The following is a 26,987-nucleotide window of genomic DNA, read 5'->3' on the forward strand; positions in this document are numbered from 1 at the left end:
CGTCGGGCCGGTTCACAGGGCGATCACGATCTTGCCGTGTACGTGCCTCGCTGCCTGCATCGTGACGGCTTCGCGGATCTGCTCGACGGGGAAGGTCGCCGTGATCGGCACCGTGATCTCGCCGGAACGGATCGCGTCGGTGATGCGTTGCAGGGCGCCCGGGTCCGCATCGACGGCGCCCGCCGAGCGCACGCCGGGCGGCGGGGCGGGGCCGTCGGCCACGACGGTGATCCGCTCGGGTGCCACGCCGAGTTCGAGTGCGGTCTCGGCCGCCTCCCTTCCGAACAGGTCGGTTGCGGCGGTGATGCCTTCGGGCGCGAGGGCCCGCACCCGGTCCGCCAGGCCGGGGCCGTACGCCACGGGTTCGGCGCCGAGCCCGCGCAGGAATCCGAAGGTGCGCTCGGAGGCGGTGCCGAGCACCCGGGCGCCCGCAAGCTTCGCCAGCTGTGTGGCGAAGACGCCCACGCCGCCCGCCGCCCCGCCGATCAGAACGGTGTCCCCGGCGTGGAGCCCGATCGCGGCGAGCGCGGCGGAGGCCGTCAGGCCGGCGACCGGAAGCGTGCCCGCCACCTCGTCGCCGATGCCCTCCGGTGTGCGCCACAGCGTCGCCGCGGGTGTCTTGACCAGCACGAAATCGGCGACGGACCGGCCGATCGCAGCCCCGTACACCCGGTCGCCGGTCGCGAATCCGGTGGCGTCGGCGCCCACCTCGTCCACCACTCCGGCGAAGTCGCTGCCGAACCCGGCCGGCAGGGTGATGCCGAACCGCGCCGCCATGTCGGGCTGCGTGGTGATTTGCCAGTCCATCGGATTCAGCCCGGCGGCCGTGACCCGGACGCGCACCTCGTCAGGTGCGGCGTGCGGCTCGGGTATCTCCTGCAGTTCGAGTACTTCGGGACCGCCGAATCGTCGGTATCGGACAACTCTGCTCATCGTGACGTCTCCTGGGCAGTGATGGGACTTGGTCTCATCGACCGTACACCAGCGATGGGACCAAGTCCCGTACACTGCTCCCATGGCTCGCTGGCAACCCGACGCACCCGGACGACTCGCCGCCGCCGCCCTCGACCTCTTCGAGGAGCACGGCTACGAGAACACGACCGTGATCGAGATCGCGGAGCGCGCGGGACTCACCAAGAGCACGTTCTTCCGGTACTTCCCGGACAAGCGCGAGGTGCTCTTCGGCGGGGGCACGGTGGCCGATCTGCTCGTCGAAGGGATCACCTCGGCCCCGCCGGCGGCCGAGCCGCTCGATGCGGTGGCGGAGGGCCTGGATGCGCTCGGCCGGACGTTCTTCACCGTCGAGCGCCGCGAGTTCAGCGGCCGACGCCAGGCCGTACTGAACGCCCATACGGAACTGCGTGAACGCGAAGCCCTGAAGAGGATCGACCTCACCGCCTCGATGATCGAGGCCCTCAACCGCCGTGGAGTCCCGGGCCTGACCGCGCACGTGGCCGCGAAACTGGGCAGCCTCGTCTGGGAGATCGCCTACGACCGGTGGATCGACACCGACAACGGCGAGGACTTCGGCCCGCTGGCGCGGCAGGCACTCGCCGAGGTACGCGCGGCCGGAGCCGTGTGCTGACCCACGATTCCGCGGCGGGTCTCGGGCCGCCACCTCGACCCGCTGCTTCCGGAGTACCGCTTCGACCTCGCCCGTGCGCTGGTGAGCGGCGAGGGCTCGCTGGTCACGGTGCTGCGGGCCGAGCCGGATCTCGTCCCGATGCCGGCGCGCGAGTCGAGCACGCTCCGAGAACGCCTCGCCGATCACCGGCACTGAGTCCGCGCGCCACGCCTCACCCGCTGTGCTCTGCTGAACTGCCCTGCGGCTAACTTGTGTGCAGGGCAGGTACGCAGGCCCGTGGTGGCAGAGGTGGACGAGGGACGGGAGGTCGGGGAGAGTGTCGCTGCGCGCAGGTGATCCAGCCGAAATCGGCGGTTATCCGCTGGAGGCGCGACTCGGTTCGGGTGGCATGGGCACGGTCTTTCTGGCTCGTACGAGTTCGGGCCGTCCTGTCGCGATCAAGCTGATCCACCCGCAGTTCGCGGCGGACGACGAGTTCCGCATCCGCTTCCGGCAAGAGGTGGCGGCGGCACGGCGCGTGAGCGGCGCGTTCACCGCCGCCGTGGTCGACGCCGCCCCTGAGGCCGAGCAGCCGTGGATGGCGACGACCTACATCCAGGGCCACACACTCGCCCGGCGCATCGCCACGAAGGGCCCGCTGAGCGGAGCGGAGTTGCGCAGGCTCGCCATCGGGCTGGCGGAGGCGCTGCGGGACATCCACCGGGTGGGGGTCGTCCACCGTGACCTGAAACCTTCGAACGTCGTGCTCTCACCCGAGGGCCCACGCGTCATCGACTTCGGCATTTCGCGCGCCGTGGACCAGCAGACGCTGACGATTACCGGGCGGGTGATCGGAACGCCGCCCTTCATGTCGCCGGAGCAGCTGCAGTCGCCGCGCAATGTGGGGCCTCGGTCCGATGTCTTCTCGCTGGGGACGCTGCTGGCGTACGCAGCGACGGGCCACGGGCCCTTCGACGCGGACAGCCCGTACATTGCTGCGTATCAGGTGGTCCACCAGGAGCCGTCGCTGGAAGACGTCCCGATGGCCTTGCGCGCGGTCGCCGAGTCGTGCCTGGCCAAGGAGTCCCACGCGCGCCCCTCGGCGGACGAACTCCTGGTACTGCTGCGGGACCTGCCGACCGACCTCGGCCAGAGCGACGCGAGGGGAGTCGGCGCGGGCCGCACCCGCGACATGGTCACCGAGCATCACTTCGCGCCACCGGCCACTCCGACACCGGTCACCCCGGCGGCGGTCACCACGACAGCGGCCACCCCGACGGCGGCCACCCCTCCGTCGGCCACCCCTCCGTCGGCAGCGTCGACCGCTACCTCGGCCGGTCCCGATACGGGGAGCGCCGACACCTCCCTCGGCCGCCGATCGCGTCGCCGCCGGCGTTCCGTGCTCGCGGCCGCGGTCGCGGTCGCGGTGGCGGCGATCGGTGGAGGAGTCGCCGCACTGACGGCGGGCGGCTTCGGCGGGAGCAGCGGCGGCGACAAGGGCAACAGCCCTGCGGTGCCGGCTGCCGCGCTTCCGGACGGCTTCGAGCCGTGGCACAAGGCCGTGCTCGGTGGCCGCCCGGACATCCCCGACGAACTGCGTTGCGTCGCGCGCGGCGACGCGCTGTTCTGCGGGGGCGGCAGTGTGGTCGCGACCCGTATCAGAGCCGGCGACGGCTCGCGGGTGTGGACGGCGAAGAGCCCCGGCGTCCCCACCAGCGGCCTGCACCTGGTGGGCGCCACCGACGACACCGTGCTCGGTTACCGCTTCGCCGCCCAGGACGCCCCGCATGACCCTCCGCGCGAGGTGGTGGCCATCGACGCGAACAAGGGCCGGGAGCTGTGGTCCGTACCGTCCGGGGCGCAGTCGTCGGCCGTGACGGGTCGGGCGCAGGACGCCGTGGTGGTCGGTTCCGACGTCGTGACGGTCGACGCTTCCCACTCCCGCTTCGAGTCGCGCAACGCGCACAGCGGTCGGGTCACCTGGACGTCGCCGTTCCCGGCCGGTAGGCAGTGCGCTCCCGTCCCGGTGGGCACTCAGCTCGTCGCGATGTGCGCGAAGAACGCGGAGGTGGATGCCTTGGCGGTGCGTCACCCCACCCTGTACCCGGTCGACCGCGCCTCGGGGACGCTGGGCGGGCCCCTCGCGGTCAACGGCCCCGCCGTGCCGGTGGGCGTCGCACACGGCAGGCTCGTACTCCTGCACGTACACCGGAAGGGAACGGACCTGGCCGGCTACGACGGGGTGGCGCAGGTCGACCCGGCCTCGCGCAAGGTCACGTACTCCCGACTGGCCTCGACATTCGCGGGGACGCCCGGCATGGCGGACGGCACCGTGTACGTGAGCGGGCAGGCCGGTCTCGTCACCGCACTCGACCCCGCGACCGGCCGGAAGAAGTGGTCGCGGCAGACCGGCGTAGAGGGTGCGTCGGGCCCTGCTGCAGGAGGGGACGCACTGTATTTCAGCTCGGCCACCGGCCGGGTGGTCGCGCTGTCGGCGGACCACGGCAAGGTCCTGTGGACAACAGACCCGCAGGTCGATGCCTTGACGGGCGAGCAGGGCGCAAGCCCCCGGGTGACTCTTGCGGGGCGTGCGGTGATCGTGGCCGCGGCCAAGAACAGTCTCTTCGCTTTCGACGCGCAGAAGCCGCCGAAGTCGGGCTGACCCATGGGTCCCGCCGGCCGTCGTCGAGGGCCGTGGAAGGCTACGACGGCCTCGGGCTCATACTCGGAGACTCCTACGATTCCGTCCGTCAGCCTTCCCGGATGAAGCCCTCCCGCACCAGCCAGTCCTTCGCCACCTCGTGCGGGTCCTCCCCGCCCACGTCCACCCGCGCGTTCAGCCGCTGGGCCTGCGCCCCCGTCAGCCGCTTGGTGATCGGGGCGAGGAGGCCGGCGATGGCGGGGTACTTCCGCATCGTGGCGCTGTTCATCTCGGGTGCCGCGTTGTAGTTGGGGAAGAAGTGCCGGTCGTCCTCCAACACCTTCAGCTTGAGTTCGGGAATGCGGCCGTCGGTGGTGGCCGCCACGCCGAGAGCGCAGGCCGCGCCCTCGGCGACCTGGGTGTAGACGACGCCGTCGTCCATCTTTTTGAAGTTCCCGCGCCGGAGGGCGAATCCGTACGTCTTCGCCACGCCCGGCAGGCCGTCCTCGCGCACCGAGAACTCGCTTCCGCCGCAGATCGTCGCCGCTCCCGGGTCCTTCTTCGTCAGACGTGCCACGTCGGAGAGTGTGCGCAGCCGGTACTTCTGCGCGTTCGCCCGGTTCGCGACCAGCGCATAGGTGTTGTTGAGCGGGGCGGCGGGGAGCCAGGTGACGCCGTTGCGGCGGTCCTCCTCGCGTACGGCCTCCCACTGCTCGTGCGGGTCGACGACCCGCTTGGTGTGGCCGAGGTAGGTGATCCAGGCCGTGCCGGTGTACTCGTACATCCCGTCCGCCGCACCGGACTTGACCGCCTCACGGGCACCGATCGAGCCCTGGATGTTCGTCCGGTCCAGGACTTCCGCGCCGGCCGCTTTGAAGACCAGCCCCATGATCTGCCCCAGGATGATCTGCTCGGTGAACTCCTTCGAGGTCACGGTCAGTTGGGCGCCCTCCAGCGGTCGCCCCTTCCCGAGGGAGCCGGGCCGCACCGAGTCGGCCAGCGGGCTGCCGCTGGTCAGTCCGCAGCCGCTCAGCCCTGCGGCGGCGAGCAGCAGGGCACCCGCGCCCGCGACGGCCGTCCGTACCTGGGCCAGGCGCATCAGTCCACCTCCAGGCCGCGTGGGCGGGTCACCGCACGAACCCCGGCGAGCGCCTCGTCGGCATCAGTACCTCTGAAGACCACCATGGCACGGTCGCAGATTGTCACCGGGAGATCGGCCGCCTTGCCCTTGAGGATGACCGGCTCCCCCAAGCACGGTACGCACTCGGCCAGTTGAAGCACCAACCCCTCCTCCCAGGATGACGCACCGTTCCCCTACCCCACAGGGCCTCGAATCAGCCTTCCCGGCGCAAAGTGCAGAGTGAAGGTCTGGTTCACGGAATGCCGCGCCCGCTTTGTCCACCCTGTACCAGCAGCTGGTTCACCACGCCCGCCAGACGGGGTGTCGTAAGGGTCGTGAGGGGGATCACGTGCCGATGTGGCCAGCGGTCCCGTGAGCCCTGTCCGCAGCGGCAGGTGTCTACGTCAGCAGGTCTGCGAGCCGTTCGCCTACGTCGCCCTTGTCCGACTCGGGGTCCGGCACCAGTTTCTCGCGGTTACCGGGGTCGCGGGCAAGGACGTGCAGTCGTCCGCCGCTGCGGGCCAGCACCAGATCTCTGCTGGTGCCCGCGGTCTCGGCGGAACCCTGCGCCGTGTATTCGGTGACGGTGACCAGTGCGGAGCGCTCCGCGGCGGCGAGCAGGGCGTCGGTGTCCACCGCCTTCTCGTGGTCCGCCGACGGGCCTCGCGGCAGCCACTCGGTGAGCGCGTTCAAGGCTTCGTCGAGCTTGTACAGCCCCATCTGGTGGACGCCGAGCGCGTCGATGCGGACCATGAGACAGATCCGCTCGGGTTGGGGGAGCAACAGGATCCGCCACGGCTCACCCGGACCCGACCCCGTCGTACGGGCGTCGAGCACCTTGCGGGCCCGTTGCTGGAACGCCACGGCGATGCCCAGGTCTCCCTGTACCTGCACCTGCTCGCCCGTGTCACCCGCCAGCAGCAGTTGTCGGGCCGCCAGCGAGCGCACCGCCTCGGCGATCACGTCGTCCGACGGCCTGGCCTCCAGGAAGTCCACGATCGCGTCCACGGCGGTGAGTTCCGCGATGGTGTACGCACCAAGCAGCACCGGTCCGGTGTTGACCAGGTTCACCACGGCCGAAACGAGTCCCGCGGGGGCGGACGCCGCGCCCGTGTCCGACGGCGCCGCAGGGGGAACATCACGCTGCTCGTCGTCGCTCATGGCGGTCCTCCCGTCCGCAGCAATTCCACCGTGGTCGGCACGCGAGTCTCACGGAGCACCGCGCCGGCGCTGCGTGAGAGGGTCTCGGTCACCCACACCTCGGAATTGCCGAACAGCCCACGGCCCGCCCTGCCGGACAACGACTGTCCCAGCTCACCGGCGAGGTCCTGACGGTCCGGGGGCGGGAAGCGAGCCGCCAGGTCCGTAGAAACGGCAGTGACGTCATCGGCCTCCTCGATCCGGCGCAGAGCCTGGGTCAGCACCCGCGCGACCGGAGGTGTCAGGGACGTCGGCACGGCGAGGAACGGCGCCAGGTACAGCGGTCGGCGCTCGGTCATGCGGGACAGCCCCCAGGGCCCGACATTGCTGCGGGTGATCCGGTAGACCACGTAGTCCATGAGGTGGCGGAGGTCGCTCACACTGGGCAGCTTCCGCCCGCCGAAAGCGGCCGGTGTCTTCTCCAACTGGACCCAGGTGCCCTGGGCGGTGCGTCCGTGCAGCTTTTCCCGCACCACGTCCCCGCGCATCCCGATGTCGGGATAGAGAGCCTTGTCGATGTCACGGTGATGGCTGGAGAGGCGCTCGTGGCTCACCTTGGTGAACCGCCAGTCCTCGTACAGCCGCGGTTCATCGACGAGCACATGGCCGCCGCACAGCACGTCGTGCAGCTGGGGCACCTGCAGTCCGTGGCGCTCCAGATCCGCGAGGATCGCCGCTTCCTCCGGGCTGAGCCGGCGAACGGCCGCGATCAGCCCTTTCCGGTACGCGCCTACCCGCGCCGTGATCTCGATCATGAGCCGGACGCGGGTGCGCACCTGCTCGGCCCGCCGGTCACTCGCACTGTCCGAAGCCGCGCCGCCGGAGTGCCTCCGGTGGGTGACCGATGCCAGTGCGTGCTTCCGCTCCACCTCGCCAGTACAGCACGACAAACCCTGGCACGCACGGGCTCGGCGTTCGGCCCGGGGCTCGTACGGCACGAGGGAATTCGGTGTCGTACGCGGTCGCATCGACGTCACCGGCCACCTGGCCGCCACGTTCCGTACCCGCACGGCCACCCCCGTGCGGCCTCACGGGAGGCGGATGCCCCGCGTTCGCGAGGACGACCCGGTGCGTAGACCGCGAGCAAGCACCCCGAGCACGGTGAACATGCCGCGTGCACCGAGGGCGCGCCTCGGGCCGGCGGTCAGCAGGGACCACCGTGCCTGGACGGACAGCACGCTGCCGGTGCTCTGCAGGGACCCGAACGACAGCAGCGAGAGGGAAGACCCGATCGAGCCGATGGACAGTGCGGAGCCGACGGCGCCGATGGACAGCACGCTGCCCACCGAGCCGATGGACAGCACGGAGCCCGCTGAGCCGATCGACAGGAAGGAGTCCCTCGACCACAGGGAGAGCGCGGAATCTCCGGCCGCGCGGGAAAGGAATTTCGTCATGGGGGCAGTCTGCCGCGAGAAGGCGCGGCTCACACCGCAACGCACAGAGGCCGAGCCGAAGGGACCACGACAGGCACGGAACAGACCGCCATGGGCCTGGTACGGCACCCTCCCGGGCGCGCTCGGGGCATTCCGTGACATGAGACGGCCGCTCGCCCCGGGTCAATGGTGCGGGCGGTGTGCCGTGTCCCTCCGGAGTCCGGGGCGGGCGCGGGCCGGTCTGTCCCAATTGCCTTGTGGTGAAGGGTTGGGGGACGCGCGTCCGGACCGGCGTCCCCTGCCCCAAGGGGCCGGCCGGCCATGCCATCGGCCGGTCCCGAGGCGGGCCGAGCACGAGAATCCACCGGGCAGCAGCCGCCCACGGCCGACGCCGTCCTGGCGGCGCCCTCCCACCGTTCTGGGCAAGGGCGCTATGCGGAGGCGGAGTTGACGCGTTCGGCGCAGTCCCCGGGGCGCGGGGCTCGGCAGTGGAGGCAGCAGACGAAAGCCCCGGGCTCCCGGCCTCCGGACCCGTGGTCAGGCGCCCGGTTCGGCGACGGGGTACGGCACGAACGTGCTCCTGTTCTCGTCCACCGCGAGGCGGCGGTCCAGCGGCGGAACCGCTCGCTGGGGGCAGTCGGTGCGTTCGCAGATGCGGCAGCCCATGCCGATCGGGGTGGCCGCCGCGGCGTTGTCGAAGTCCAGGCCGTCGGAGTAGACGAGCTGGGAGGCGTGGCGGACCTCGCAGCCCAGGCCGATGGCGAAGGTCTTGCCGGGCTCGCCCCAGCCGCCGCGGTGCCGGGTGAGCGCGCGGGCGGTCCACAGGTAGCGCTGTCCGTCGGGCATCGCGGCGATCTGGACGTGGATGCGGCCGGGTGCGGCGAACGCCTCGTAGACGTTCCACAGCGGGCAGGTGCCGCCGGCCCGGGAGAAGTGGAAGCCGGTGGCCGACTGCCGTTTGGACATGTTGCCGGCGCGGTCCACCCGCACGAAGGAGAACGGCACGCCGCGCAGGCGCGGGCGTTGGAGGGTGCTCAGTCGGTGGCAGACCGTCTCGTAGCCGAGGCCGAACTGGTCGGTGAGCCGCTCGATGTCGTAGCGGGCCTCTTCCGCCGCCGCGTGGAAGCGGCGGTACGGGAGGATCATGGCCGCGGCGAGGTAGTTGGCGATGCCGATGCGGGCCAGCGACCAGGCGGCGGAGTCCGGGGTGAAGTCCTCCGAGGCGAGGCGGGAGAGTTCGTCGTCGTATTCGAGGAATGCCAGCTGGGTGGCCATCCGGAACGCCTGCTGGCCGGGGCGCAGTCTGTTCGACAGGTGCAGGACGCGGTCGGCGGCGTCGTAGTGGTGCAGGGTCCGCGAGTCCCCCGATACCCGGACACCGTGCCGTTCCGCGAGGCGGGCGGACAGGAGACGGACGACCTCACCCGGGCGGATGCCGATCTGCGCGGCGAGTTCCTCGGCGGCGAGGTCGGCGTCGTGGAGGTAGTTGCGGCGGCGGTAGAAGAACTCGCGGATCTCCTCGTGCGGGGAGCGCGGCAGGGTGCCCACGGTCTGCCCCCTGCCCTCCGCGGCTTCGGCCAGCCGCTCGGCGAGCTGGTGGTTGCGCCGGCCCAGATCGACCAGCACTCCGGCGACATCGGGCATGCGGGGGGGGGCGGTTGTAGCGCAGGCGTATGGGCGGGGCGCGACGCCTGCCGCTCAGTGCAGGTGGTCCGCCGTGGCCGAGGCCGCGAGGGCGAGCAGCGTGGCCGTCTCGTCCAGGGCGGCCGGGTCGTCGGAGAGTCTGCTGGTGGCGACTCGGATGTGCGGGGTGTCGTAGGAGACGCAGTAGCGGCTGCCCGGTGACACGGTGATGCCGCGGGCAGCCATGGTGACCAGGGCGGACGTCTCGTCGGCCACCGGCACCCAGAGCATCAGGCCGTCCTGGTTGCGGGTGGGCACGCCGTGCCGGTCCAGGCGCTCGGCGAGGGCGGTTCTGCGCAGCCCGTAGCGGTGGGCGGCCTCGCGGACGAGGCGGGTGGTCGCCTCGTCGGTGAGGAGGTGGGCCAGGGCGTCCTGGAGGATGCGGCTGGTCCAGCCGGCGCCGAAGGTGCGCAGGACGCGGGCCCGTTCGACCAGTTCCCCGGGGCCTCCGATCACGCCGAGACGCAGGTCGGGGCCGTATGCCGTGGAGTACGAGCGCACCAGGGCGGTGCGGGCGGGCAGGTGTGCGCCGATGCTGGTGCCGGGGACGGCGGCGAGGGGGCCGATGCCGTCGTCTTCCAGGACGGTGACGTTCGGCGCGCTCGCCAGAACGGCGGCGAGGGCGGCGGCCCGCGCTTCGGTGAGGGTGCGGCCGCAGGGGACCTGGGCGCGGGGCTGATACAGGAACAGGGCGGGGCGCCGGTCCAGGGCTTGGGCGAGTGCGTCGGGCAACGGGCCGTGGTCGTCGCAGGCGACGGGGACGATCTGGGCGTCCAGGGCGTCCAGGATGTCGAGCAGCCGCGCCGCCGTCGGGTCCTCCACGATCACGCGGTCGCCCGGCACGAGCAGCGACTGACACAGCAGGTGGATGCCCTCGTAACCGCCGCCCACGGCCAGCCATGCGTCGGGAGTGAAGGGCCAGGTGTCGCGGACGGCGTCGAGCAGCGCGTCGGTGACGGGGGTGCGGGCGTAGTCGTTGAGGCGGGGGGTGCGGGCTCCGGCGAGCAGCGCCTCCTCCAGGGGTGGCAGCAGCGCGGGGTCGGGCACGGCGACGGCGAGGTCGAGGGTGAGGCGGTCGCCGAAGTTGCCGACGCGCTCGTAGCGCAGGGGGCGCGGTACCGACGGCGGGCCGCTGACCACGCTGCCGCGCCGCCCGAGCGTGGCGATCATCCGGTGCCGGCGCAACACCGCCCAGGCTTCCGCGACGGTGCCGGGGCTGACGTTCAGCGCGCCGGCGAGGGCCCGCACCGTGGGCAGCGCGCTGCCGGGTGCCAGCTCCCCCGACCGGATCAGGTCAGTCAGGGCGGCCGCGATGCCGCGGGCGCTCGGGTCCTCGACGCGTGCGGCCAGGTCGGCCGTGGACCAGGTCCGCACCTCGCCGCTTCCCCCATTGCCGCTCTCACCCACGCCGTGTCCGCCGTTCACCTGGGCGTTCTCCCGCATCGGTCCTCCCCTGCCGCGTATGGCTCCACAGGTTACGCCACGGCAAATTAATGTTCAGTAACAAAATGACTCTTGTTTTCTTTGTTTTCTGAACAATAACCTACTGCACAGTGCATGGCCGAAAGAGGGCTATATGCATCATGTGCGATCTGCTAGGAGGGCGAGCTGTGTCACGTTTGTCCGTCCCCACCGTCCGCCTGGGCCTGCGCGACTGGGACCATCTGGTGCCATTGATGTCGGGACGGGTGCGGGTTCCGGGCTTCGATCTGCGGATCGACGCGCGGGACGGCACCCCGGACGTACTGACCGAGCCCGGCCTGGCCGGCGGGGAGACCTCGTTCAGCCGCTATGTGCAGGCCAGGGCGGCGGGCGACGACCGGTTGGTGGGCCTGCCCGCCTTCGTGATGCGGGGCTTTCGCCACCGCTGTGCGCTGGTGCGGACCGACAGCCCGCTGCGGTCGTTCGAGCAGCTCACCGGCGCCCGCGTCGGCCTCACCGGCTGGCCCGACTCCGGCAACACCTGGACCCGGGCGCTGATCCGCGCCGCGGGCGTGGAACTGGCCGACATCACCTGGCGCGTCGGCCCGCTGGCCGCCGGTGAGATCGGCAAGGACCGGCTGGGCGACCGCCCGCTGCCGGCGAACGTCGTGGCGATGAAGACGGGCGAGTCCCTGACCGGGGAGCTGGCCGCCGGGCGCCTGGACGCGATCCTCACCCCCTTCATGCCCCCTGAGTTCTTCACCCCGGACAGCCGCTTCAGGCATCTGCTCGACGACCACCCCACCGCCGAGCGCGCCTACTGGTCCGCCACCGGATTCGTCCCCGGAATCCACCTGGTGACCCTCAAGAAGGAGGTCGTCGAGGCCCACCCCGAGCTGCCCACCGCACTCCTGGCGGCGCTGGAGCGGTCCAAGCGCCACTGGCTGAGCCGGCGCCGGCTGCTCACCGACACCACGCCGTGGCTGCTGCACTCGCTCACCGAGTCGGCCGGCGTCTTCGGCGACGACTGGATGCCGTACGGCACCGTGAGCAACGCGGCGATGACCGCCGCCTTCTGCGAGGAGCTGTACGCACAGGGCGTCTGGCCCGACCCGATCGACCCGGCCGTCGTCCTGCCGGAGGGCTTCCCGGAGCCCTTCCCCGATCCGTCCGCAGCAGCAGCCACCTCGGCCGCGTAAGCCGCAGACCCCGCCCCACCCGACCCCCTCGCCCTGATCCACGTCTCCTTCGTCCACCCGCCACCGCCTTCGGGAGGAGCGCGCGCATGCGTATCGCCGTAGGACAGTTCGCCGCCGGTCCCGACTGGCAGGACAACCTGACCGCCTGCATCGACCTGGCCGCCGAAGCCGACCGGGGCCACGCCGACCTGCTCGTACTGCCCGAGGGCGTGCTGGCCCGGTTCACCGAGGACGGCCACCGCATCCGCGAGGTGGCACAGCCCCTGGACGGCCCGTTCGTCACCCGGCTCGCCGCGGCCACCGCCCACAGCAGCACGGCCCTGGTGGTCGGCGTCCATGAACCGTCCGACGACGGCCGGGTCTTCAACACGCTGGTGGTGCTGCGCGCCGGTGAACTGATCGCCCGCTACCGCAAGATCCACCTCTACGACGCCTTCGGCACCCAGGAGTCCGTCAACGTCCGGCCCGCCGACGAACCGCCCGTGGTCGTCGACGTGGCCGGCACCAAGGTCGGGCTCATGACCTGCTACGACGTGCGCTTCCCGGAGCTGGCCCGGCTGCTCGCCGACGCCGGTGCCGAGGTGCTGGTGCTCCCGGCGGCCTGGGTCCGCGGCCCGGCCAAGGAGCGCCACTGGGAGGTCATGGCCACCGCGCGGGCCCTGGAGAACACCTGCTGGGTCGCGGCCAGCGGCGAATGCGGCCCGCGCAACATCGGCAACAGTCTGATCGTCGATCCGCTCGGCACCGTCCGCTCCCGGCTCGCCGCAGCGCCGGGCCTGGCCTGGGCCGAAGCCGACCCGGGCGTCACCGCCGCGGCCCGCAGCGCCCTCCCCGTCCTCGCCAACCGACGGTTCGCCGTCGACCCCGCTGTCCGTCTCCTCGGCACTGTCCCCGCCGACGCGCATCCCCTCGGAGCCTGACATGTTCACCAACAGACGACTCGTCCTCGCCCTCGGCGCCCTCTCCTGCCTGACCCTCCTCGCTGCCTGCGGCAGCAACCCTCCGCAAGCTGAGACGGGCGGGGCGGCCACCTCCGGCTCGGGCAGCACGGTCAAGATCAGCGAGGACAGGACGCTCCACGACAAGCTGCCCGCCAAGGTCCGCACGGCCGGGAAGCTGGTCTCGGTCAACAGCGGGTCCTTCCCGCCCTACGAGATCGCCGGCACCGACGGCCACACCCTCACCGGCGCCTCCGCCGACCTGGAGACCGCCCTCGGCCGGCTCCTCGGCGTCAAGATCGAGGACGTCACCACCGACGGCCTGCCCAGCGTGCTCACCGGCATCAAGGCCGGCCGGTACGACTTCGCCATGGGCCCGAACGGCGACTTCAAGGAACGACAGGGCGCCAGCGACTTCGTGGACTGGGTGCGCGAGTTCGTCGTCTTCGCCGTGGCCAAGGGCAACCCTGAGAAGATCACGTCCCTCGACACCGCCTGCGGCCGGAAGATCGCCGTCATGGCCGGCGGCTCCGCCGAGGGCGTCATCAAGAAGCAGTCCCAGACCTGTGTGAAGGACGGCAAGTCCGCCGTCCATGTCCAGTCCTACAAGGACCAGCCGTCCTCCGTCCTGGCCGTCAAGTCCGGTCGCGCCGACGCCTTCTTCTCCTCGCAGGCCCCGCTCACGTACTTCGTCAAGCAGTCCAAGGGCCAGCTGGAACTCGCCGGCACCGGGCAGTCCAACGGCTTCGACACCCTCTACCAGGGTGCCGTCGTTCCCAAGGGCAGCGTGCTCCGCGACGTCCTGCAGACGGCGTTCCAAAAGCTCATCGACAACGGCACGTACGGACAGATCATGAAGAAGTGGGGTCTTGAGGACAACCAGCTCAAGCAGGCGGGCATCAACCTCGCCAAGTCCTAGGCGCCGGACCACCCACGCGAGCGACAGGAGACAGCCGCCATGGGCATCCCATCCCCCTCCCCGGAGCCCCGGGGAAACGCACCCACCATCACCGTCGGGACCGTGAAGGCGCCTGTGGACAACAGGCACGTGGACGACGTGGACGTGGCCCACGCGATTCCCCTACGGCATCCGCTGCGCTGGCTGTCCGTAGCCGTCCTGGCCGTGCTCGCCGCCCAGCTCGGGCACGTCCTGTTCACCAACCCGAACTTCGAGTGGGGCACGGTCCGCGCCTACTTCGGCGCGCAGGTCTTCGGCCAGGGCATCGCCACCACCCTCGAACTCACGGTCGTGGCCATGACGATCGGCATCGTCGGCGGAGTGTTCGTCGCGGTGGGCCGGATGTCGGAGAACCGGGTGCTCAACGCGGTCTGCGGGGCGTACGTCTGGTTCTTCCGCGGCATCCCCGTGCTGGTGCAGCTCATCTTCTGGTACAACCTCTCGGCGCTGCTGCCCCGGATCTCCTTCGGCATCCCCTTCGGCCCCGAGTTCGTCAGCGCCGGAACCAACTCGCTGATCAGCCCGTGGCTCGCCGCCATCCTCGGCCTCGGGCTCAACGAGGCCGCCTACATGGCGGAGATCGTGCGCGGCGGTCTGCTCGGCGTCGACCACGGCCAGACCGAGGCCGCCTCGGCACTCGGCATGGGCCGGGCGCGGATCCTGCGCCGGATCGTGCTGCCGCAGGCCATGCGCTTCATCGTGCCGCCCACGGGCAGCCAGGTCATCAACATGCTCAAGGCAACCTCGCTGGTGAGTGTGATCGCCCTGGCCGACCTGCTCTACACGGCCCAGTCGATCTACAACCGCACCTTCGAGACCATCCCACTGCTCATCGTGGCCTGCCTGTGGTACCTGGTCATGACCTCGGTGCTGTACCTCGGGCAGTCGTTCATCGAGCGCTACTACTCCCGCGGCAGCAGCCGCAACACCCCGCAGAGCTTCTGGGACTTCGCGCTCTTCCGCCGGCGCACGGCACCCGCGAAGACACCCTCGGCTGACACGGCAGAGTCCGCATCGGAGGCCTCCTCATGACGACCGGTACGACGACGATCACGACGGACGCCGCCCCGGCCACCGATACGCCGATGGTGCGGGCCCGCCAGGTGCACAAGCGCTTCGGGCACCTGGAAGTCCTCAAGGGCATCGACCTGGAAGTGCGCCGCGGGGAGGTCGTCGTACTGCTCGGCCCGTCCGGCTCGGGCAAGTCGACGTTCCTGCGCTGTGTCAACAACCTGGAGCGGATCGACTCCGGCTCGATCCACGTCGAGGGCGAGTTGATCGGCTTCCGCAGGTCGGGCTCCCGGGTCCACCACCTGCGCCCGAGCCAGGCGACGGTGCAGCGGCGGGACATCGGCATGGTGTTCCAGCACTTCAACCTGTTCCCGCACCAGACCGTCCTGGCCAACATCACGGAAGCCCCGGTAGGAGTCCTCCGCCTCTCCAAGCCCGAGGCACGTCGGACGGCGCTTGGCTTGCTGGATCAGGTGGGCCTCGCCGACAAGGCGAACGCCTACCCCCGCCAGCTCTCCGGCGGCCAGCAGCAACGGGTCGCCATCGCCCGCGCCCTGGCCATGCGCCCCAAACTGATGCTCTTCGACGAGCCGACCAGCGCTCTCGACCCCGAACTGGTCGGCGAAGTCCTCGCCACCATGCGCGACCTGGCACGGGGCGGCCTCACCATGCTGGTCGTCACCCACGAGATCGGCTTCGCCAAGGAAGTCGCCGACCGCGTGGTCTTCATGGACGACGGCCGCATCGTGGAGAGCGGTACCCCCACGCAGGTCCTGGACCACCCCGAGAACCCGCGCACGAGGGCCTTCCTGAGCCGGTTCCTCTGATCGGACCACATCGAGGTGCTCACCCTGGACCCCACGCTCCGGAGTCGCGAGCGGTGGCGGTGTTCATGCGGTCTCCCACGCGCCGCCACCACATCGGTTTCCGTCACCCACGCCCGGCCCGGCCCGGCTCGGCACGCGGCGACGTGATGACGTGACGACGTGTTGCGTAAAAGTCACCATGCGTCGTCCGCTCCGACGCGCCCGGGTCATGCGCCACAGGGGAGGTCACCCCACCCGCGACCCGCCGTCCGGGCGAGCCCCTACTATCATCTGGCGTCCTCCGCCGGACGCTGACGCCCGCTGAGTCGTGTCTGCCGCCCCACGCCGACACGACGGCTCCACCGCTTGGCAATGGAGTCGAGCACCGAGGAGAGGAACGTTCATGCGCGCCCGGAGCATCGCCACGGCCACCGCAACAGCACTGGCACTGGTGGCCGCTCGTGACCTGGTCCAGAAGAAGCACGCACTGCTCCGGAACTTCCCCGTGCTCGGCCACGCCCGGTACCTGCTGGAGACGATCGGGCCCGAGCTGCGGCAGTACATAGTCACCTCCAACGACGAGGAGCGCCCCTTCAGCCGCGACCAGCGCACCTGGATCTACGCGTCGGCGAAGGGCGAGAACAACTACTTCGGGTTCGGCACCGACAACGACGTCGAGCACACGCAGGGACACGCCTACCTGAAGCAGCGCACGTTCGCCGGCACGCTGCCCGACATGCACGACCCGCAGTCCCCACTGCCGTCGGCCAAGGTGCTGGGCGGGCCGCGCGGGCGCGCCAAGGCGTTCCGGCCGGCGAGCGTGGTGAACATCTCGGCGATGAGCTTCGGCTCGCTCTCCGGCGCGGCGATCACGGCGCTCAACAAGGGCGCGGCGCTGGCGGGCACCCTGCACAACACGGGCGAGGGCGGTCTCTCGCCCTACCACCGCAACGGCGGCGACCTCGTTCTGCAGATCGGTACGTCCTACTTCGGCTGCCGCGACGAGGACGGCAGCTTCGACCTCGACAAGCTCAAGGACGTGGTCGCCGGCGCCCCGGTCAAGGCCATCGAGATCAAGCTCTCCCAGGGCGCCAAGCCCGGGCTGGGCGGCATGCTGCCGGGCGCGAAGGTGACCCCGGAAATCGCCGAGATCCGCGGCATCCCGCGCGGCGAGGACTGCGCCTCCCCGTCGCGGCACACCGCGTTCGGCGACGTCGACTCGATGCTCGACTTCGTCGAACTGCTCGCCGCCGAGACCGGACTGCCGGTCGGGATCAAGAGCGCGGTCGGAGAGATGGAGTTCTGGGAGGAGCTGGCCACGCTGATGGCGCGTGGCGACCGCGGTGTCGACTTCGTGACCGTCGACGGCGGCGAGGGCGGCACCGGGGCGGCGCCGCTGACCTTCTCCGACTCGGTGTCGCTGCCCTTCCGGATGGGCTTCTCCCGGGTCTACGGCGCGTTCGCCGAGCGGGGACTGACCGACGACCTGACCTTCATCGCCTCCGGCAAGCTCGGCCTGCCCGAGAACGCCGCGGTCGCCTTCGCCCTGGGTGCCGACATGATCAACGTGGCCCGTGAGGCGATGCTGTCGATCGGCTGCATCCAGGCGCAGAAGTGCCACACCGACAAGTGCCCCACCGGCATCGCCACCCAGAGCCCGTGGCTGGCCCGCGGCCTCGACCCGGCGTCGAAGGCCACCCGGGCCGCCGTCTACCTGCGCACCCTCCGCAAGGAGCTGCTGAAGGTCTCGGCGGCCGTCGGCGTCGCCCACCCGGCGCTCATCACGGCCACCGACATCGAGATCATGAACGGCGACTACGAGGCCCGTACCCTGGCCGGCGTCTACGGCTACAAGGACGGCTGGGGCGAGCTGGGCCCGCACCTCGCCGAGGAGATCACCGCACTGCTCACCACCGAACAGCCCTCCGAGCCGTCCTCCGACCAGTGATCCGACCAGTCCTCCGAGCCGTCCTCCGACCAGAATCCGACCGCCTGACGTGCCGATCACGGCAGGCACCACGCCCGTCGCTCCGCTGCCGGTGCGCGCGCGTGGCGCCGGCCGGTGGCACTCTTGTCTTCCTGCTCCACGAACAGCCCCTGCCTAGGTGATCACAACATGAGCGAAAAAGTGAGATTCCCCAGCGTCGTCGGCCCCGAACTGGCCGGCGCGATCGACCTGCCGGAGGGTGAGGTCCGCGGCTGGGGGATCTTCGTGCACGGATTCACGCTCGGCAAGGGCTCGCCGGCCGCGTCGCGCGTCAGCAAGCAGCTGGCTCGCGAGGGAATCGGCATGCTGCGCTTCGACAACCTCGGGATCGGGGACTCCGACGGCGACTGGGGCGACGGTTCCTTCACCGTCAAGGTGCAGGACACGATCCGTGCCGCAGCCATGATGGCCGAGCGGGGGACCCCGGCAGACCTGCTGGTCGGGCACTCGTGGGGAGGCGCCGCCGTCCTCGCCGCGGCGGCCGAGGCCACCGGCGTCCGCGCGGTCGCCACGATCGGCGCGCCGGTCGACCCCAGCCACGTCGAGCGACAGTACGACGCGGTCGTGGACCGCGTCCTCAGTGACGGGCAGCACGAGTGGTTCGTCGGCGGGCGGACCCTGGTCCTCAAGCGCGCCTTCGTCGAGGACGTCCGCCGTGCCCATCTGCGCGACCGCATCGGCGAGTTGGACCTGCCGCTGCTCGTGCTGCATTCGCCGACCGACAACACCGTCGACATCGACAACGCCGGCGAGATCTTCCGCGAGGCACGCCACCCGCGAAGCTTCGTCTCACTCGAAGGCGCGGACCACTTCCTGACCGCCCGAGGACAGGCACAGCGAGCCGCCCGCATCATCAGCGCCTGGGCCGACCAGTACATCCACGCGTCACGGGCCGCAGGAAAGTCACCCCAGGGGGGTTAGGCGCTCGCCCGGACAGGTACGGGGTCAGGGCGTTGCGCGCCCTCCGGGCCAGATCGCGTCGCAGGGACCTCCACCGAGGTGTCGGCCGCATCCGGGTTCGTGCCCGGGCGGGACCGTGCACTGATCTGTTCGGGTGAAGTCGCGTCAAGGGCATGGTGCCGTAGTGGTTATTTCGGGTTAATGGTGGTGACCGTTTTCCGGTGGGTTGCCCATCTCTCCGGGGAGAGATGGGCAACCCCTGCGGGGCGCCGATGCGTGGCACGTGCCGGTGTGTCCTCTCTCAGTCCCGGTGTGCAAGCGGTGATCCGGTTCGCGTGTTCCGGCGCCGTGCGATGCGGGCCCCGGTGGGAGTTCCTGGGTGGCCCTCTCAGCTGAGAGAGGTTTGTCATGGATCTGACTACGGGTTGGTGGGGAGCTCCGGCGGTAGCCGGCGGGGTTCGGCCGGTTGTACCGGCCGGTGGATCCGAGGTGGCCCCGGTACGGGGGCTGGTGGCCGCGCCGTTCAGTGCGGCGTTCTCCACGGTGACGATCCCGGCGGGCACGACCCCGCTGGCGGTGGCGGTGGCGCAGAACGGCAACGTCTACGTCGGCAACGCCAATTCGGCGAACGTGACGGTGATCAGCAGCACCACGAACACCGTGCTGGCCACCGTCCCCGTAGGCTCGGACCCGGCCATGATCGCGGTGGCGGCGAACGGCAACGTCTACGTCACCAACCAGAGCTCGAGCAGCGTGACGGTGATCGACAGCGCCACGAACACCGTCCTGGCCACCGTCCCCACCGGCGGGGGCCCGTTCGCGCTGGCGGTGGCACCGAACGGCAACGTCTACGTCGCCAACAGCACGTCCAACAACGTGACCGTGATCAACAGCACCACGAACGCCGTCGTGGCCACCGTCCCCGTCGGCGCGGTCCCGGACGCCGTGGCAGTGGCGGCCAACGGCAACGTCTACGTCGCCAACCGCAACGCGGGCACCGTGACGGTGATCAACAGCACCACGAACGCTGTCGTGACCACCCTCCCCAGCGGTGGTTTCCCGGGCGCGGCGGCGGTGGCGCAGAACGGCAACGTCTACATCGCCAACCAGACCTCGAACAACGTGACGGTGATCAACAGCACCACGAACACGGTCGTGGCCACCGTCCCCGCGGGCACGGTCCCGGGGGTGATCGCGATCGCGCAGAACGGCAACGTCTACGTCACCAACACCGTTTCGAACAACGTGACGGTGATCGACAGCGCCACGAACACCGTCCTGGCCACCGTCCCCACCGGCGGGGGCCCGTTCGGGGTGGCGGTGGCGCCGACCGGCAACGTCTACGTCGGCAACAGCAATGCCAACAATGTGACGGTGATCAGCAGCACCACGAACACGGTCGTGGCCACCGTCCCCGTCGGCGCGTTCCCGTTCTCGGTGGCGGCGGCGCAGAACAGCAACGTCTATGTCTCCAACGCCAATTCGGCCAACGTGACGGAGATTTCGCCGTTGACGGTGACGACCTCGCCGGCGTCGCCGGTGTGCGGGCAAACGGTGACGTTCAGCATTTCCGGGGGGACTCCGAACGGGACCGCGGTGGTGGACTTCGGGGACGCCGGCCCCACGGTCACCGTCCCCCTGGACGCCACCGGGAGCGGGCAGACCACCCACACCTACGCCGCCGGTTCGTTCACCGCGACCGTGAACGGCAACCCCACCCCCGTCACCGTGAGCACCGACCCCACCATGACGACGCTGTCGGTGGCACCGAACCCCTCCTCCTGCGGGCAGACCGTGACCGTGTGCGCCACCGTCACCCCGACAACGGCCACCTCCACGGTGCCGACCGGCACCGTCACCTTCACCCTCCCCAACAGCCAGACCCAGACCGTCGCCGTCAACGCATCAGGGCAAGCCTGCTTCACCACCACCGCCCTGACCACCGGCACCCTCACCGCCACCTACAACGGCGACAGCTGCTTCACCAGCTCCAGCGGCAGCACCCCCGTCACCGTGAACGCCAACCCCACCACGCTGACGGCGCAGCCCGGCACGATCCGGCTCCGGCTGACCCCGCTGCCCGAGTTCTACATCCCCAGCCTCAGCGCCACCCTGACGACCACCGGGGGGATGCCGGTGGCCGGTCAGCCGGTGACCTTCACCGCCACCACGCTCTTCGGCCCGGTCAACCTCGGCACCGCCCTCACCGACGCCAACGGCATCGCCACCATCCACAACGCCGTCGTCCCCGTCTTCGTCGTCGCCACCCCCTTCTACACCGCCACCTTCCCCGGCACCGCCTGCAACACCGCCGCCACCGCCCACGGCATCCTGCTGTTCATCCCCCTCCCGGGCTGATCTCACCGGCTCCGAGACCCTCGTCACCTGGTCCGCTGCGACGGGAGGACCACGCCGTGGCCCCACTGGACGAACGGGCCGACCGGTCGGGGGGTGGGGCGACACGCGTCCCGCGGCGGGCTGAGCACGAAGATCCGTCTCGCCCAGCTCGCTGCTGTACGAGCGGTGCATCAACCGGCTCAAGCGGTTGGCGAGGAATCGCCAACCGCTTCGAGACCGCAATCTTCAAAGGTCCCGTGGCCGCACCGTCATCCGGATCCCGTCCCGTGCCCAGAGCACGAACCGTTCCGACCGGCGTCACTTCGTGCCCCGGCACGGGCCGAAAGCGCAGGCGCTTGAGGAGGACGGCCAGGACGAGCCGGGTCTCGACGGTGGCCAAGGCGGCGCCCTCGCAGCTGCGTGGCCCGATCCCGAAGGGGACGTACGCGAGCCTCGGCCGCTTGGCCACCTCCTGCGGCGTGAACCGTTCGGGGTCGAACCGCTCCGGCTCGGGCCAGTGCTCAGGGTTCAGGTGCACCGCCCAGAACGGGTAGAACACCGTCGTCCCGGCCGGGATCTCGTAAGGGCCCAGCACCAGGTCCTCGGTCGTCTCGCGTGCGCCGTACGGGCCGGGCGGGAACAGGCGCATCGACTCCTTGAGCACCATGTCGAGATACGGGAGCCGCCGCAGATCACCGTATGCGGGCATGGCGCGCTCGCCCAGCACCCGGTCCAGTTCGGCGGCGACCCGATCGGCCACGGCGGGATGGTGACCCAGCAGGTGCAGCGTCCACGCGACGGCGACGCCGGTGGTGTGGTGGGCGGCGAGCAGCGTCACCATCACGGTGTCCCGGATCTCGGGCCGCGTGTCGAGGTGCGCCGTGGCCTCCAGAAGCACGGGATCCGCGACCGACACGGCCGTGTCCGCGCCCGGCAGTTGGAAACGCACGACGGGCCCGTGCTCCTCGTGCAGGCGTAACTGATACCGGTGCAGCCCACCCGCAGCCGCAACGGCGCCCAGCCCGCCGTCCTCCTGGTACTCGGGTCCGGGGATGCGCATAGCGGGGCCTCCTGTCCGAAGTCCTGCCCTCAAGTCTGTTCGAGAGGCCTCTCCACTCGCCCTTCCCGGCACGGGCCGATCGACCGGTCTCCGCGTGATCTCGGCACAGGCACCCAGCACATCACTCAAGTCCCGTGGTCCCGCAGAACTGCGGGGGGGGATGGCTCAGCGGCCTGTCTCGCCCTCTGCGCGCCCGCTGATCGACGAGGCGGCCGAACGACCGCATTCGCCTATGACCGCAACGTCTTCGAAGGCGACTCCCCGAACTGCCGGCGGTACACGACGGAGAAACGGCCCGGGTGCAGGAAGCCCCAGCGGGAGGCGACGGCGGTCACGGTCGCGGAACCCGGGTCGGAGGTCAGGAGTTCCTGGCGTACACGGTCCAGGCGGACTTCGCGCAGGTACGCGAGCGGTGTGGTGTCGAGGTGCCGGCGGAAGCCTTCCTGGAGGGCCCGTACGCCGACGCCCACGCATTCCGCGATCTCCGCGACCGTGAGCGGCTCGGCGGCGTGTGCCTCGATGACCTCCATGGCGCGGCGGACCGCCGGCGGTGCGACGCGCGGCTGTTCACCGAGGAGCGCCGATGTGTAGTTGTGGGGCTGGGCCATCAACAGCTGGGTCATGAGGAGTGATTCAAGCTGTTGTGTCACGAGGGGCTGGTTCCTCATGCCACCGGGCCCCTCCGCCTCCCGGCGCATGAGGTCGACGATGTTGAGCCAGGATCGGGAGCCCGGGGTCGTGAGGTTCATGCCGAGCGAGAAGCAGATCGGGCGGCGCACGGTGCGGCCGAGCAGACTGCCCAGGTGCGATTCCAGCGATGACCGGTCGAACCACACGATCAGCTGCGGATTGCCGTCACCCCAGCGCATGTCCAGCTTTCCGGTCGGCGAGGGGACGGAAGCGAGTTCCGGGGAGGAAATGATCTCCTCGCGGCCGCAGGTGATTTCGGCGTAGCCGGCCAGCGGTATCTGGACGAGGAAAAAGCTTTCCAGATCGCCCGGTGTAATCCGGACTTCCGTTCCGTAATCGAGGTAATAGAGACCTGTCCGATCGAAGGGTGCGCCGTGCAGCCGGGCGTCGAGCGTCGCCGAGCGCCGCGTGATGCGCAGGTCATGCGGACAGAAGGCACGGCCGACCTCGGCCCGCGCCTCCCAGATGTCCGCTGTGTGGAACAGCTGGTGATGTGCGAGAGGGGAATTTTCAGCGGGCACGTAAACCTCCACCGCCGAGATGCGCGATCGGGACAGCAACCCGCGTGATCCGGATAGCGGAGGTGATCTTGCCATACCAAGATTGACGCCTGACCGCCACGGACCCGAGAGATCCTGGGAAGCAACAATGCAGGGAGTGCCGGGCCGGACTGCGCTCGCCGAAAGCGGAGTCACGCCCAGCGGACAGCCGGCCGCATGCGCGCTGCGCGTATTACGCGCGACCGACGCGGCGAGGGCCGCCAAGGCCGTACCCCCGCACATCGCGGCGCTCTTGCCGCTGCCGCCCCGGACCACCGACTCGGCCGGGCGCCTCCAGCCGGCAGGGTCACCCGGGGCCCCTCCCCCGGCCTACGGGTGACCCGGCCCTCCCGCGGCTGCCCGCCGGCCCCCCCCCGGCGGGCAGCCGCATGCCACACAACCGCGACACCCACCGCCGACGCCACCACGTGCCCAACGCTTCCACAGCGCACCGCACCGCACGGCACCGCTCGAACCCCGCCCGTCCCGAAACCTCCGGAGTACCCCCTCATGCGCAAGATCACCATCGTCGGAGCCGGTCAGGCCGGCCTCCAGCTCGGCATCGGCCTGGTCGACCACGGTTTCGACGTCACCCTCGTGTCCAACCGCACCGGCGACCAGATCCGCGAAGGCCGGGTCATGTCGAGCCAGGCCATGTTCGGCGCCGCGCTGGCCCACGAGCGCAACCTCGGCCTCGACTTCTGGGGCGACGCCTGCCCGCCGATCTCCGGCCTCGGCGTGAGCATCGCCGACGGCCAGGGCGGCCGGGCACTCTCCTTCGACGCCCGCCTCGAAGCCACCGCACGCTCCATCGACCAGCGCGTCAAGGTGCCGCTCTGGATGGGCGAGTTCGCGCGCCGCGGCGGCCGTCTGGAACTCTGCGAGGCCGGCATCGAGGACCTGGAGCGCTACGCCGCCGAGTCCGACCTCGTGATCGTCGCGGCCGGCAAGGGCGAGATCGCGGGGCTGTTCCCGCGGGACGCCGCGCGTTCCCCGTACGAGGCTCCGCAGCGCGCGCTGGCCCTGGCATACGTCACCGGCATGGCCGCGCTGCCCGACCGCCCCGGCGTCAGCTTCAACGTCATACCCGGTGTGGGTGAGTACTTCACCATGCCCAGCCTCACCACCGGCGGCCCCTGCGACATCATGTTCTTCGAGGGCGTCCCGGGTGGCCCGCTCGACTGCTTCGACGGGCTCGCCCCCCACCAGCAGCTGGCGACGTTCCAGGAACTGCTGCGGACGTACGTGCCGTGGGAGGCCGAGCGCTGCACCGATGTCGCGCTCACCGACCCGAACGGCACCCTCGCGGGCCGTTTCGCGCCGACCGTCCGCAAGCCCGTCGCCACGCTGCCCTCCGGCGCGCAGGTGCTCGGCCTCGCCGATGTCGTCGTCCTCAACGACCCGATCACCGGCCAGGGGTCCAACAACGCCTCGAAGTGCGCGGCCTCCTACCTCGCCACCATCCTGGACCACGGCGAGCGCCCGTACGACGCGGCGTTCATGGAGCTGGCCTTCGGCCGCTTCTGGGACACCGCGGAAGCTGCCACGGCCTGGACCAACGCGATGCTCGGCGCCCCGCCCCAGCACGTCCTGGAGATCTTCGGCGCGGCGAGCGTCAACTCCCGTATCGCCGCCCGCTTCGTCAACGGCTTTGACGACCCGCGCGACCTGCTCCGCTGGTTCATGGACCCGGTCGCCGCGGAGAACTACCTGACGGAGGCTCATGGCTGAGTGCCCATCAGGAGTACGCACCCGTAGAGACCGCCGCTACGTCAGTGGCAGACACGTCACGAGAGCAGGACAGCAGGGCATGAGAAGGATCGCGGTGGTCGGAGCCGGGCAGGCGGGTGCCCAGCTCGCGCTGGGACTGCAGGCGCACGGCTATGACGTCACCTTGGTCACCGACCGTGGCCCCGACGAGATACGTCGCGGTCCGGTCATGTCCAGTCAGTGCATGTTCGACACCGCGCTCCAGAGCGAGCGCGACCTCGGACTGCACCACTGGGAGGACCAGGCCCCGGACATCTCCGGCATCGCGTTCTCTCTCCTCGGTCCGCACGGCGCTACGGACGTCTCCTGGCACGCGCCGCTGGAGGGCCCTGCCCACTCCGTCGACCAGCGGGTCAAGTGTGCCGCCTGGATGGAACAGTTCGCGGACGGCGACCGCGGCGAGATCGTGCTGCACGAGGCGGGCGTCAACGACCTCGAGTGGTACGCCCGTACGCACGACCTCGTCGTGGTCTCCACGGGCAAGGGCGAGCTGAGCCACCTCTTCCCCCGCGACTCCGAACTCTCCCCGTACGACCGGCCGCGCCGTGTGCTGGCTCTGACGTATGTCACGGGAACGGCACCACGGGAGGGGGCGGACGCCGTCCACTACCGCCTGGTCCCCGGCGTCGGCGAGTACGTCTCCTTTCCGGCCCTGACCACCACCGGCCCCTGCGACATCATGGTCTTCGAGGGTGTCCCCGGTGGCCCGATGGACTGCTGGGACGACATCCGCACGCCTGAAGGCCACCTCACCCGCTCGCTGGACATCCTCCGCCGGTTCTTCCCCGACGAATACGAGCGCTGCCGGCACGCCCGGCTCACCGACAGCGGCGGCGTGCTGCGCGGCCGGCTCACTCCCACCGTCCGGCACCCCGTCGCCCGCCTGGCCTCCGGCCGGCACGTCCTCGGCATGGCCGACGCCGTCGTCCTCAACGATCCGATCACCGGCCAGGGATCCAACAACGCGGCCCAGGCCGCGACCCACTACCTCGACAGCATCCTCCGCCACGGCACCGCCGCATTCACCCCGCAGTGGATGCGGCGCACCTTCGACAACTTCTGGCGCGGCTGGGCCCAATGGGCGGTCGGCTGGACCAACTCCCTCCTGACCGATCTGAGTCCCCACCACCGTGACCTGCTGGCCGCGGCGGCCGAAGTCCCCTCGGTCGCCGGCGCTCTCGCCGCCGGATTCGACGACCCGCGCACGCTCTACCGCTGGTGGTTCGAGGAGGCCGAGGCGCACCGCTTCCTCGCCGAGAAGCGCGCCCGGCACGCCGCCCGCTTCGACGGCCGCGCACTGCGCCGTGCACTGGGTCAGTACGCCACCGGTGTGACCGTGGTGACGGCCCGCGCCCCCGACGGCCGCCACGTCGGCATGACCGCGAATTCCTTCGCGTCCGTCTCGCTGAATCCGCCCCTCGTCCTGTGGTGCCCCGGCAAGAACAGCCCGAGCCTCCCGGACTTCACCGACGCCTCACACTTCGCCGTCCACGTCCTGGCGGCCGACCAGCACCACCTTTCCCGCCAGTTCGCCACGCCGGCCGACGACAAATTCCGGGGTACCCCCACCACGCCCGGCATCGCCGGCACCCCCCTCCTGGAGGGCGCGGTCGCCCGCTTCCAGTGCCGCACCGTCCAACGCGTCGACGCCGGGGACCACATCATCTTCCTCGGCGAGGTCGAACAGTACGAGGCCGACGGCGGTACCCCTCTGGTGTTCCACTCGGGGCGCTACCAGGTGGCGACGAAGCATCCGGATCTGTGAACGCACAGGGCCTCGGCATGCGGC

General features: G+C 70.6%; 21 protein-coding genes and 1 pseudogene. 12 read left to right on the forward strand and 10 right to left on the reverse strand.

Translation table 11 applies throughout. The annotated features are described in order from the left end of the window. Positions 1 to 12 precede the first annotated feature (12 nt). Positions 13 to 933, reverse strand: a complete 921-nt coding sequence (locus ACQP17_RS01235) for an NADP-dependent oxidoreductase (protein WP_433854493.1) — start codon at positions 931 to 933, stop codon at positions 13 to 15. An 82-nt stretch (positions 934 to 1,015) separates the two neighbouring features. Between ACQP17_RS01235 and ACQP17_RS01240 the strand changes: the two genes are divergently transcribed. Both ACQP17_RS01240 and ACQP17_RS01245 read left to right on the forward strand, forming a co-directional pair. Beyond that, complete coding sequence (locus ACQP17_RS01240) at positions 1,016 to 1,585, forward strand: TetR/AcrR family transcriptional regulator (protein ID WP_433854494.1); 570 nt, start codon at positions 1,016 to 1,018, stop codon at positions 1,583 to 1,585. A 316-nt stretch (positions 1,586 to 1,901) separates the two neighbouring features. Further along, on the forward strand, positions 1,902 to 4,226 hold the full coding sequence (locus ACQP17_RS01245) for a protein kinase domain-containing protein (RefSeq protein WP_433854495.1): 2,325 nt from the start codon (positions 1,902 to 1,904) through the stop codon (positions 4,224 to 4,226). Positions 4,227 to 4,314: 88 nt separating this feature from the next. On the opposite strand, the gene ACQP17_RS01250 is transcribed toward ACQP17_RS01245, so the two are convergent. The 7 genes and pseudogenes from ACQP17_RS01250 to ACQP17_RS01280 form a co-directional block, all read right to left on the reverse strand. Then, positions 4,315 to 5,304, reverse strand: coding sequence for a glycine betaine ABC transporter substrate-binding protein (locus ACQP17_RS01250; protein WP_433854496.1), 990 nt, complete (start codon positions 5,302 to 5,304; stop codon positions 4,315 to 4,317). Then, positions 5,304 to 5,486 carry a hypothetical protein gene (locus ACQP17_RS01255; RefSeq protein ID WP_433854497.1) on the reverse strand — a complete coding sequence of 61 codons (183 nt, stop codon included), beginning with the start codon at positions 5,484 to 5,486 and terminating at the stop codon, positions 5,304 to 5,306. The genes ACQP17_RS01250 and ACQP17_RS01255 overlap by 1 nt, the downstream gene beginning before the upstream one ends. A gap of 238 nt (positions 5,487 to 5,724) precedes the next feature. After that, positions 5,725 to 6,486, reverse strand: a complete 762-nt coding sequence (locus ACQP17_RS01260; RefSeq protein ID WP_433854498.1) for a hypothetical protein — start codon at positions 6,484 to 6,486, stop codon at positions 5,725 to 5,727. Then, complete coding sequence (locus ACQP17_RS01265; protein WP_433854499.1) at positions 6,483 to 7,394, reverse strand: hypothetical protein; 912 nt, start codon at positions 7,392 to 7,394, stop codon at positions 6,483 to 6,485. The genes ACQP17_RS01260 and ACQP17_RS01265 overlap by 4 nt, the downstream gene beginning before the upstream one ends. A 159-nt stretch (positions 7,395 to 7,553) precedes the next feature. After that, positions 7,554 to 7,919, reverse strand: a complete 366-nt coding sequence (locus ACQP17_RS01270; protein ID WP_433854500.1) for a hypothetical protein — start codon at positions 7,917 to 7,919, stop codon at positions 7,554 to 7,556. A 516-nt stretch (positions 7,920 to 8,435) separates the two neighbouring features. Next, a pseudogene (locus ACQP17_RS01275) lies at positions 8,436 to 9,545 on the reverse strand (short-chain fatty acyl-CoA regulator family protein); the annotation flags it as partial. 51 nt (positions 9,546 to 9,596) lie between these two features. After that, positions 9,597 to 11,024: an aminotransferase class I/II-fold pyridoxal phosphate-dependent enzyme gene (locus ACQP17_RS01280; protein WP_433854501.1), complete on the reverse strand. Its 1,428-nt coding sequence runs from the start codon at positions 11,022 to 11,024 to the stop codon at positions 9,597 to 9,599. Between the two features lie 167 nt (positions 11,025 to 11,191). Between ACQP17_RS01280 and ACQP17_RS01285 the strand changes: the two genes are divergently transcribed. From ACQP17_RS01285 to ACQP17_RS01320, 8 genes are all read left to right on the forward strand, one after another. After that, the gene (locus tag ACQP17_RS01285; protein ID WP_433854502.1) at positions 11,192 to 12,202 is read left to right on the forward strand and encodes a hypothetical protein; all 1,011 of its coding nucleotides are present in this window, start codon (positions 11,192 to 11,194) and stop codon (positions 12,200 to 12,202) included. A gap of 86 nt (positions 12,203 to 12,288) precedes the next feature. Next, positions 12,289 to 13,122: a deaminated glutathione amidase gene (locus ACQP17_RS01290; RefSeq protein ID WP_433854503.1), complete on the forward strand. Its 834-nt coding sequence runs from the start codon at positions 12,289 to 12,291 to the stop codon at positions 13,120 to 13,122. Position 13,123: 1 nt separating this feature from the next. Continuing rightward, positions 13,124 to 14,059 (forward strand): ABC transporter substrate-binding protein, encoded by a 936-nt coding sequence (locus ACQP17_RS01295; RefSeq protein WP_433854504.1) that lies wholly within the window; start codon positions 13,124 to 13,126, stop codon positions 14,057 to 14,059. A 114-nt stretch (positions 14,060 to 14,173) separates the two neighbouring features. After that, entirely contained in the window at positions 14,174 to 15,130 is a 957-nt protein-coding gene (locus tag ACQP17_RS01300) for an amino acid ABC transporter permease (RefSeq protein ID WP_433854505.1), read from the forward strand. Continuing rightward, positions 15,127 to 15,936, forward strand: coding sequence for an amino acid ABC transporter ATP-binding protein (locus ACQP17_RS01305; protein WP_433854506.1), 810 nt, complete (start codon positions 15,127 to 15,129; stop codon positions 15,934 to 15,936). Before ACQP17_RS01300 ends, ACQP17_RS01305 begins: the two co-directional genes overlap by 4 nt. A 382-nt stretch (positions 15,937 to 16,318) precedes the next feature. Next, complete coding sequence (locus ACQP17_RS01310) at positions 16,319 to 17,863, forward strand: FMN-binding glutamate synthase family protein (RefSeq protein WP_433854507.1); 1,545 nt, start codon at positions 16,319 to 16,321, stop codon at positions 17,861 to 17,863. Positions 17,864 to 18,031: 168 nt separating this feature from the next. Continuing rightward, on the forward strand, positions 18,032 to 18,823 hold the full coding sequence (locus ACQP17_RS01315) for an alpha/beta hydrolase family protein (RefSeq protein WP_433854508.1): 792 nt from the start codon (positions 18,032 to 18,034) through the stop codon (positions 18,821 to 18,823). Positions 18,824 to 19,291: 468 nt separating this feature from the next. Continuing rightward, positions 19,292 to 21,160, forward strand: coding sequence for an Ig-like domain repeat protein (locus ACQP17_RS01320; protein ID WP_433854509.1), 1,869 nt, complete (start codon positions 19,292 to 19,294; stop codon positions 21,158 to 21,160). Here ACQP17_RS01320 and ACQP17_RS01325 read toward each other — a convergent pair. Next, complete coding sequence (locus tag ACQP17_RS01325; protein WP_433854510.1) at positions 21,141 to 22,199, reverse strand: cytochrome P450; 1,059 nt, start codon at positions 22,197 to 22,199, stop codon at positions 21,141 to 21,143. The two genes, ACQP17_RS01320 and ACQP17_RS01325, sit on opposite strands and share 20 nt — an antisense overlap. Positions 22,200 to 22,429: 230 nt before the next feature. Next, positions 22,430 to 23,422, reverse strand: coding sequence for an AraC family transcriptional regulator (locus ACQP17_RS01330; protein ID WP_433854511.1), 993 nt, complete (start codon positions 23,420 to 23,422; stop codon positions 22,430 to 22,432). Between the two features lie 516 nt (positions 23,423 to 23,938). On the opposite strand from ACQP17_RS01330, the gene ACQP17_RS01335 reads away from it, so the two are divergent. After that, a complete protein-coding gene (locus ACQP17_RS01335) occupies positions 23,939 to 25,159 on the forward strand; it encodes a styrene monooxygenase/indole monooxygenase family protein (protein WP_433854512.1) in 1,221 nt (406 codons plus the stop codon). A gap of 79 nt (positions 25,160 to 25,238) precedes the next feature. Next, positions 25,239 to 26,963 carry a styrene monooxygenase/indole monooxygenase family protein gene (locus ACQP17_RS01340; RefSeq protein ID WP_433854513.1) on the forward strand — a complete coding sequence of 575 codons (1,725 nt, stop codon included), beginning with the start codon at positions 25,239 to 25,241 and terminating at the stop codon, positions 26,961 to 26,963. The last annotated feature ends 24 nt before the right edge of the window (positions 26,964 to 26,987 follow it).

The sequence above is a fragment of the Streptomyces kronopolitis genome (assembly GCF_050953795.1).
GTDB lineage: Bacteria > Actinomycetota > Actinomycetes > Streptomycetales > Streptomycetaceae > Streptomyces > Streptomyces kronopolitis_A.

Bases quoted from the DNA above. Each gene is read 5' to 3' on its own strand.
- ACQP17_RS01235 (WP_433854493.1), bottom strand. From the start codon at position 933: ATGAGCAGAGTTGTCCGATACCGACGATTCGGCGGTCCCGAAGTACTC.
- ACQP17_RS01240 (WP_433854494.1), top strand. From the start codon at position 1,016: ATGGCTCGCTGGCAACCCGACGCACCCGGACGACTCGCCGCCGCCGCC.
- ACQP17_RS01250 (WP_433854496.1), bottom strand. From the start codon at position 5,304: ATGCGCCTGGCCCAGGTACGGACGGCCGTCGCGGGCGCGGGTGCCCTG.
- ACQP17_RS01260 (WP_433854498.1), bottom strand. From the start codon at position 6,486: ATGAGCGACGACGAGCAGCGTGATGTTCCCCCTGCGGCGCCGTCGGAC.
- ACQP17_RS01270 (WP_433854500.1), bottom strand. From the start codon at position 7,919: ATGACGAAATTCCTTTCCCGCGCGGCCGGAGATTCCGCGCTCTCCCTG.
- ACQP17_RS01280 (WP_433854501.1), bottom strand. From the start codon at position 11,024: ATGCGGGAGAACGCCCAGGTGAACGGCGGACACGGCGTGGGTGAGAGC.
- ACQP17_RS01290 (WP_433854503.1), top strand. From the start codon at position 12,289: ATGCGTATCGCCGTAGGACAGTTCGCCGCCGGTCCCGACTGGCAGGAC.
- ACQP17_RS01295 (WP_433854504.1), top strand. From the start codon at position 13,124: ATGTTCACCAACAGACGACTCGTCCTCGCCCTCGGCGCCCTCTCCTGC.
- ACQP17_RS01305 (WP_433854506.1), top strand. From the start codon at position 15,127: ATGACGACCGGTACGACGACGATCACGACGGACGCCGCCCCGGCCACC.
- ACQP17_RS01310 (WP_433854507.1), top strand. From the start codon at position 16,319: ATGCGCGCCCGGAGCATCGCCACGGCCACCGCAACAGCACTGGCACTG.
- ACQP17_RS01315 (WP_433854508.1), top strand. From the start codon at position 18,032: ATGAGCGAAAAAGTGAGATTCCCCAGCGTCGTCGGCCCCGAACTGGCC.
- ACQP17_RS01325 (WP_433854510.1), bottom strand. From the start codon at position 22,199: ATGCGCATCCCCGGACCCGAGTACCAGGAGGACGGCGGGCTGGGCGCC.
- ACQP17_RS01335 (WP_433854512.1), top strand. From the start codon at position 23,939: ATGCGCAAGATCACCATCGTCGGAGCCGGTCAGGCCGGCCTCCAGCTC.
- ACQP17_RS01340 (WP_433854513.1), top strand. From the start codon at position 25,239: ATGAGAAGGATCGCGGTGGTCGGAGCCGGGCAGGCGGGTGCCCAGCTC.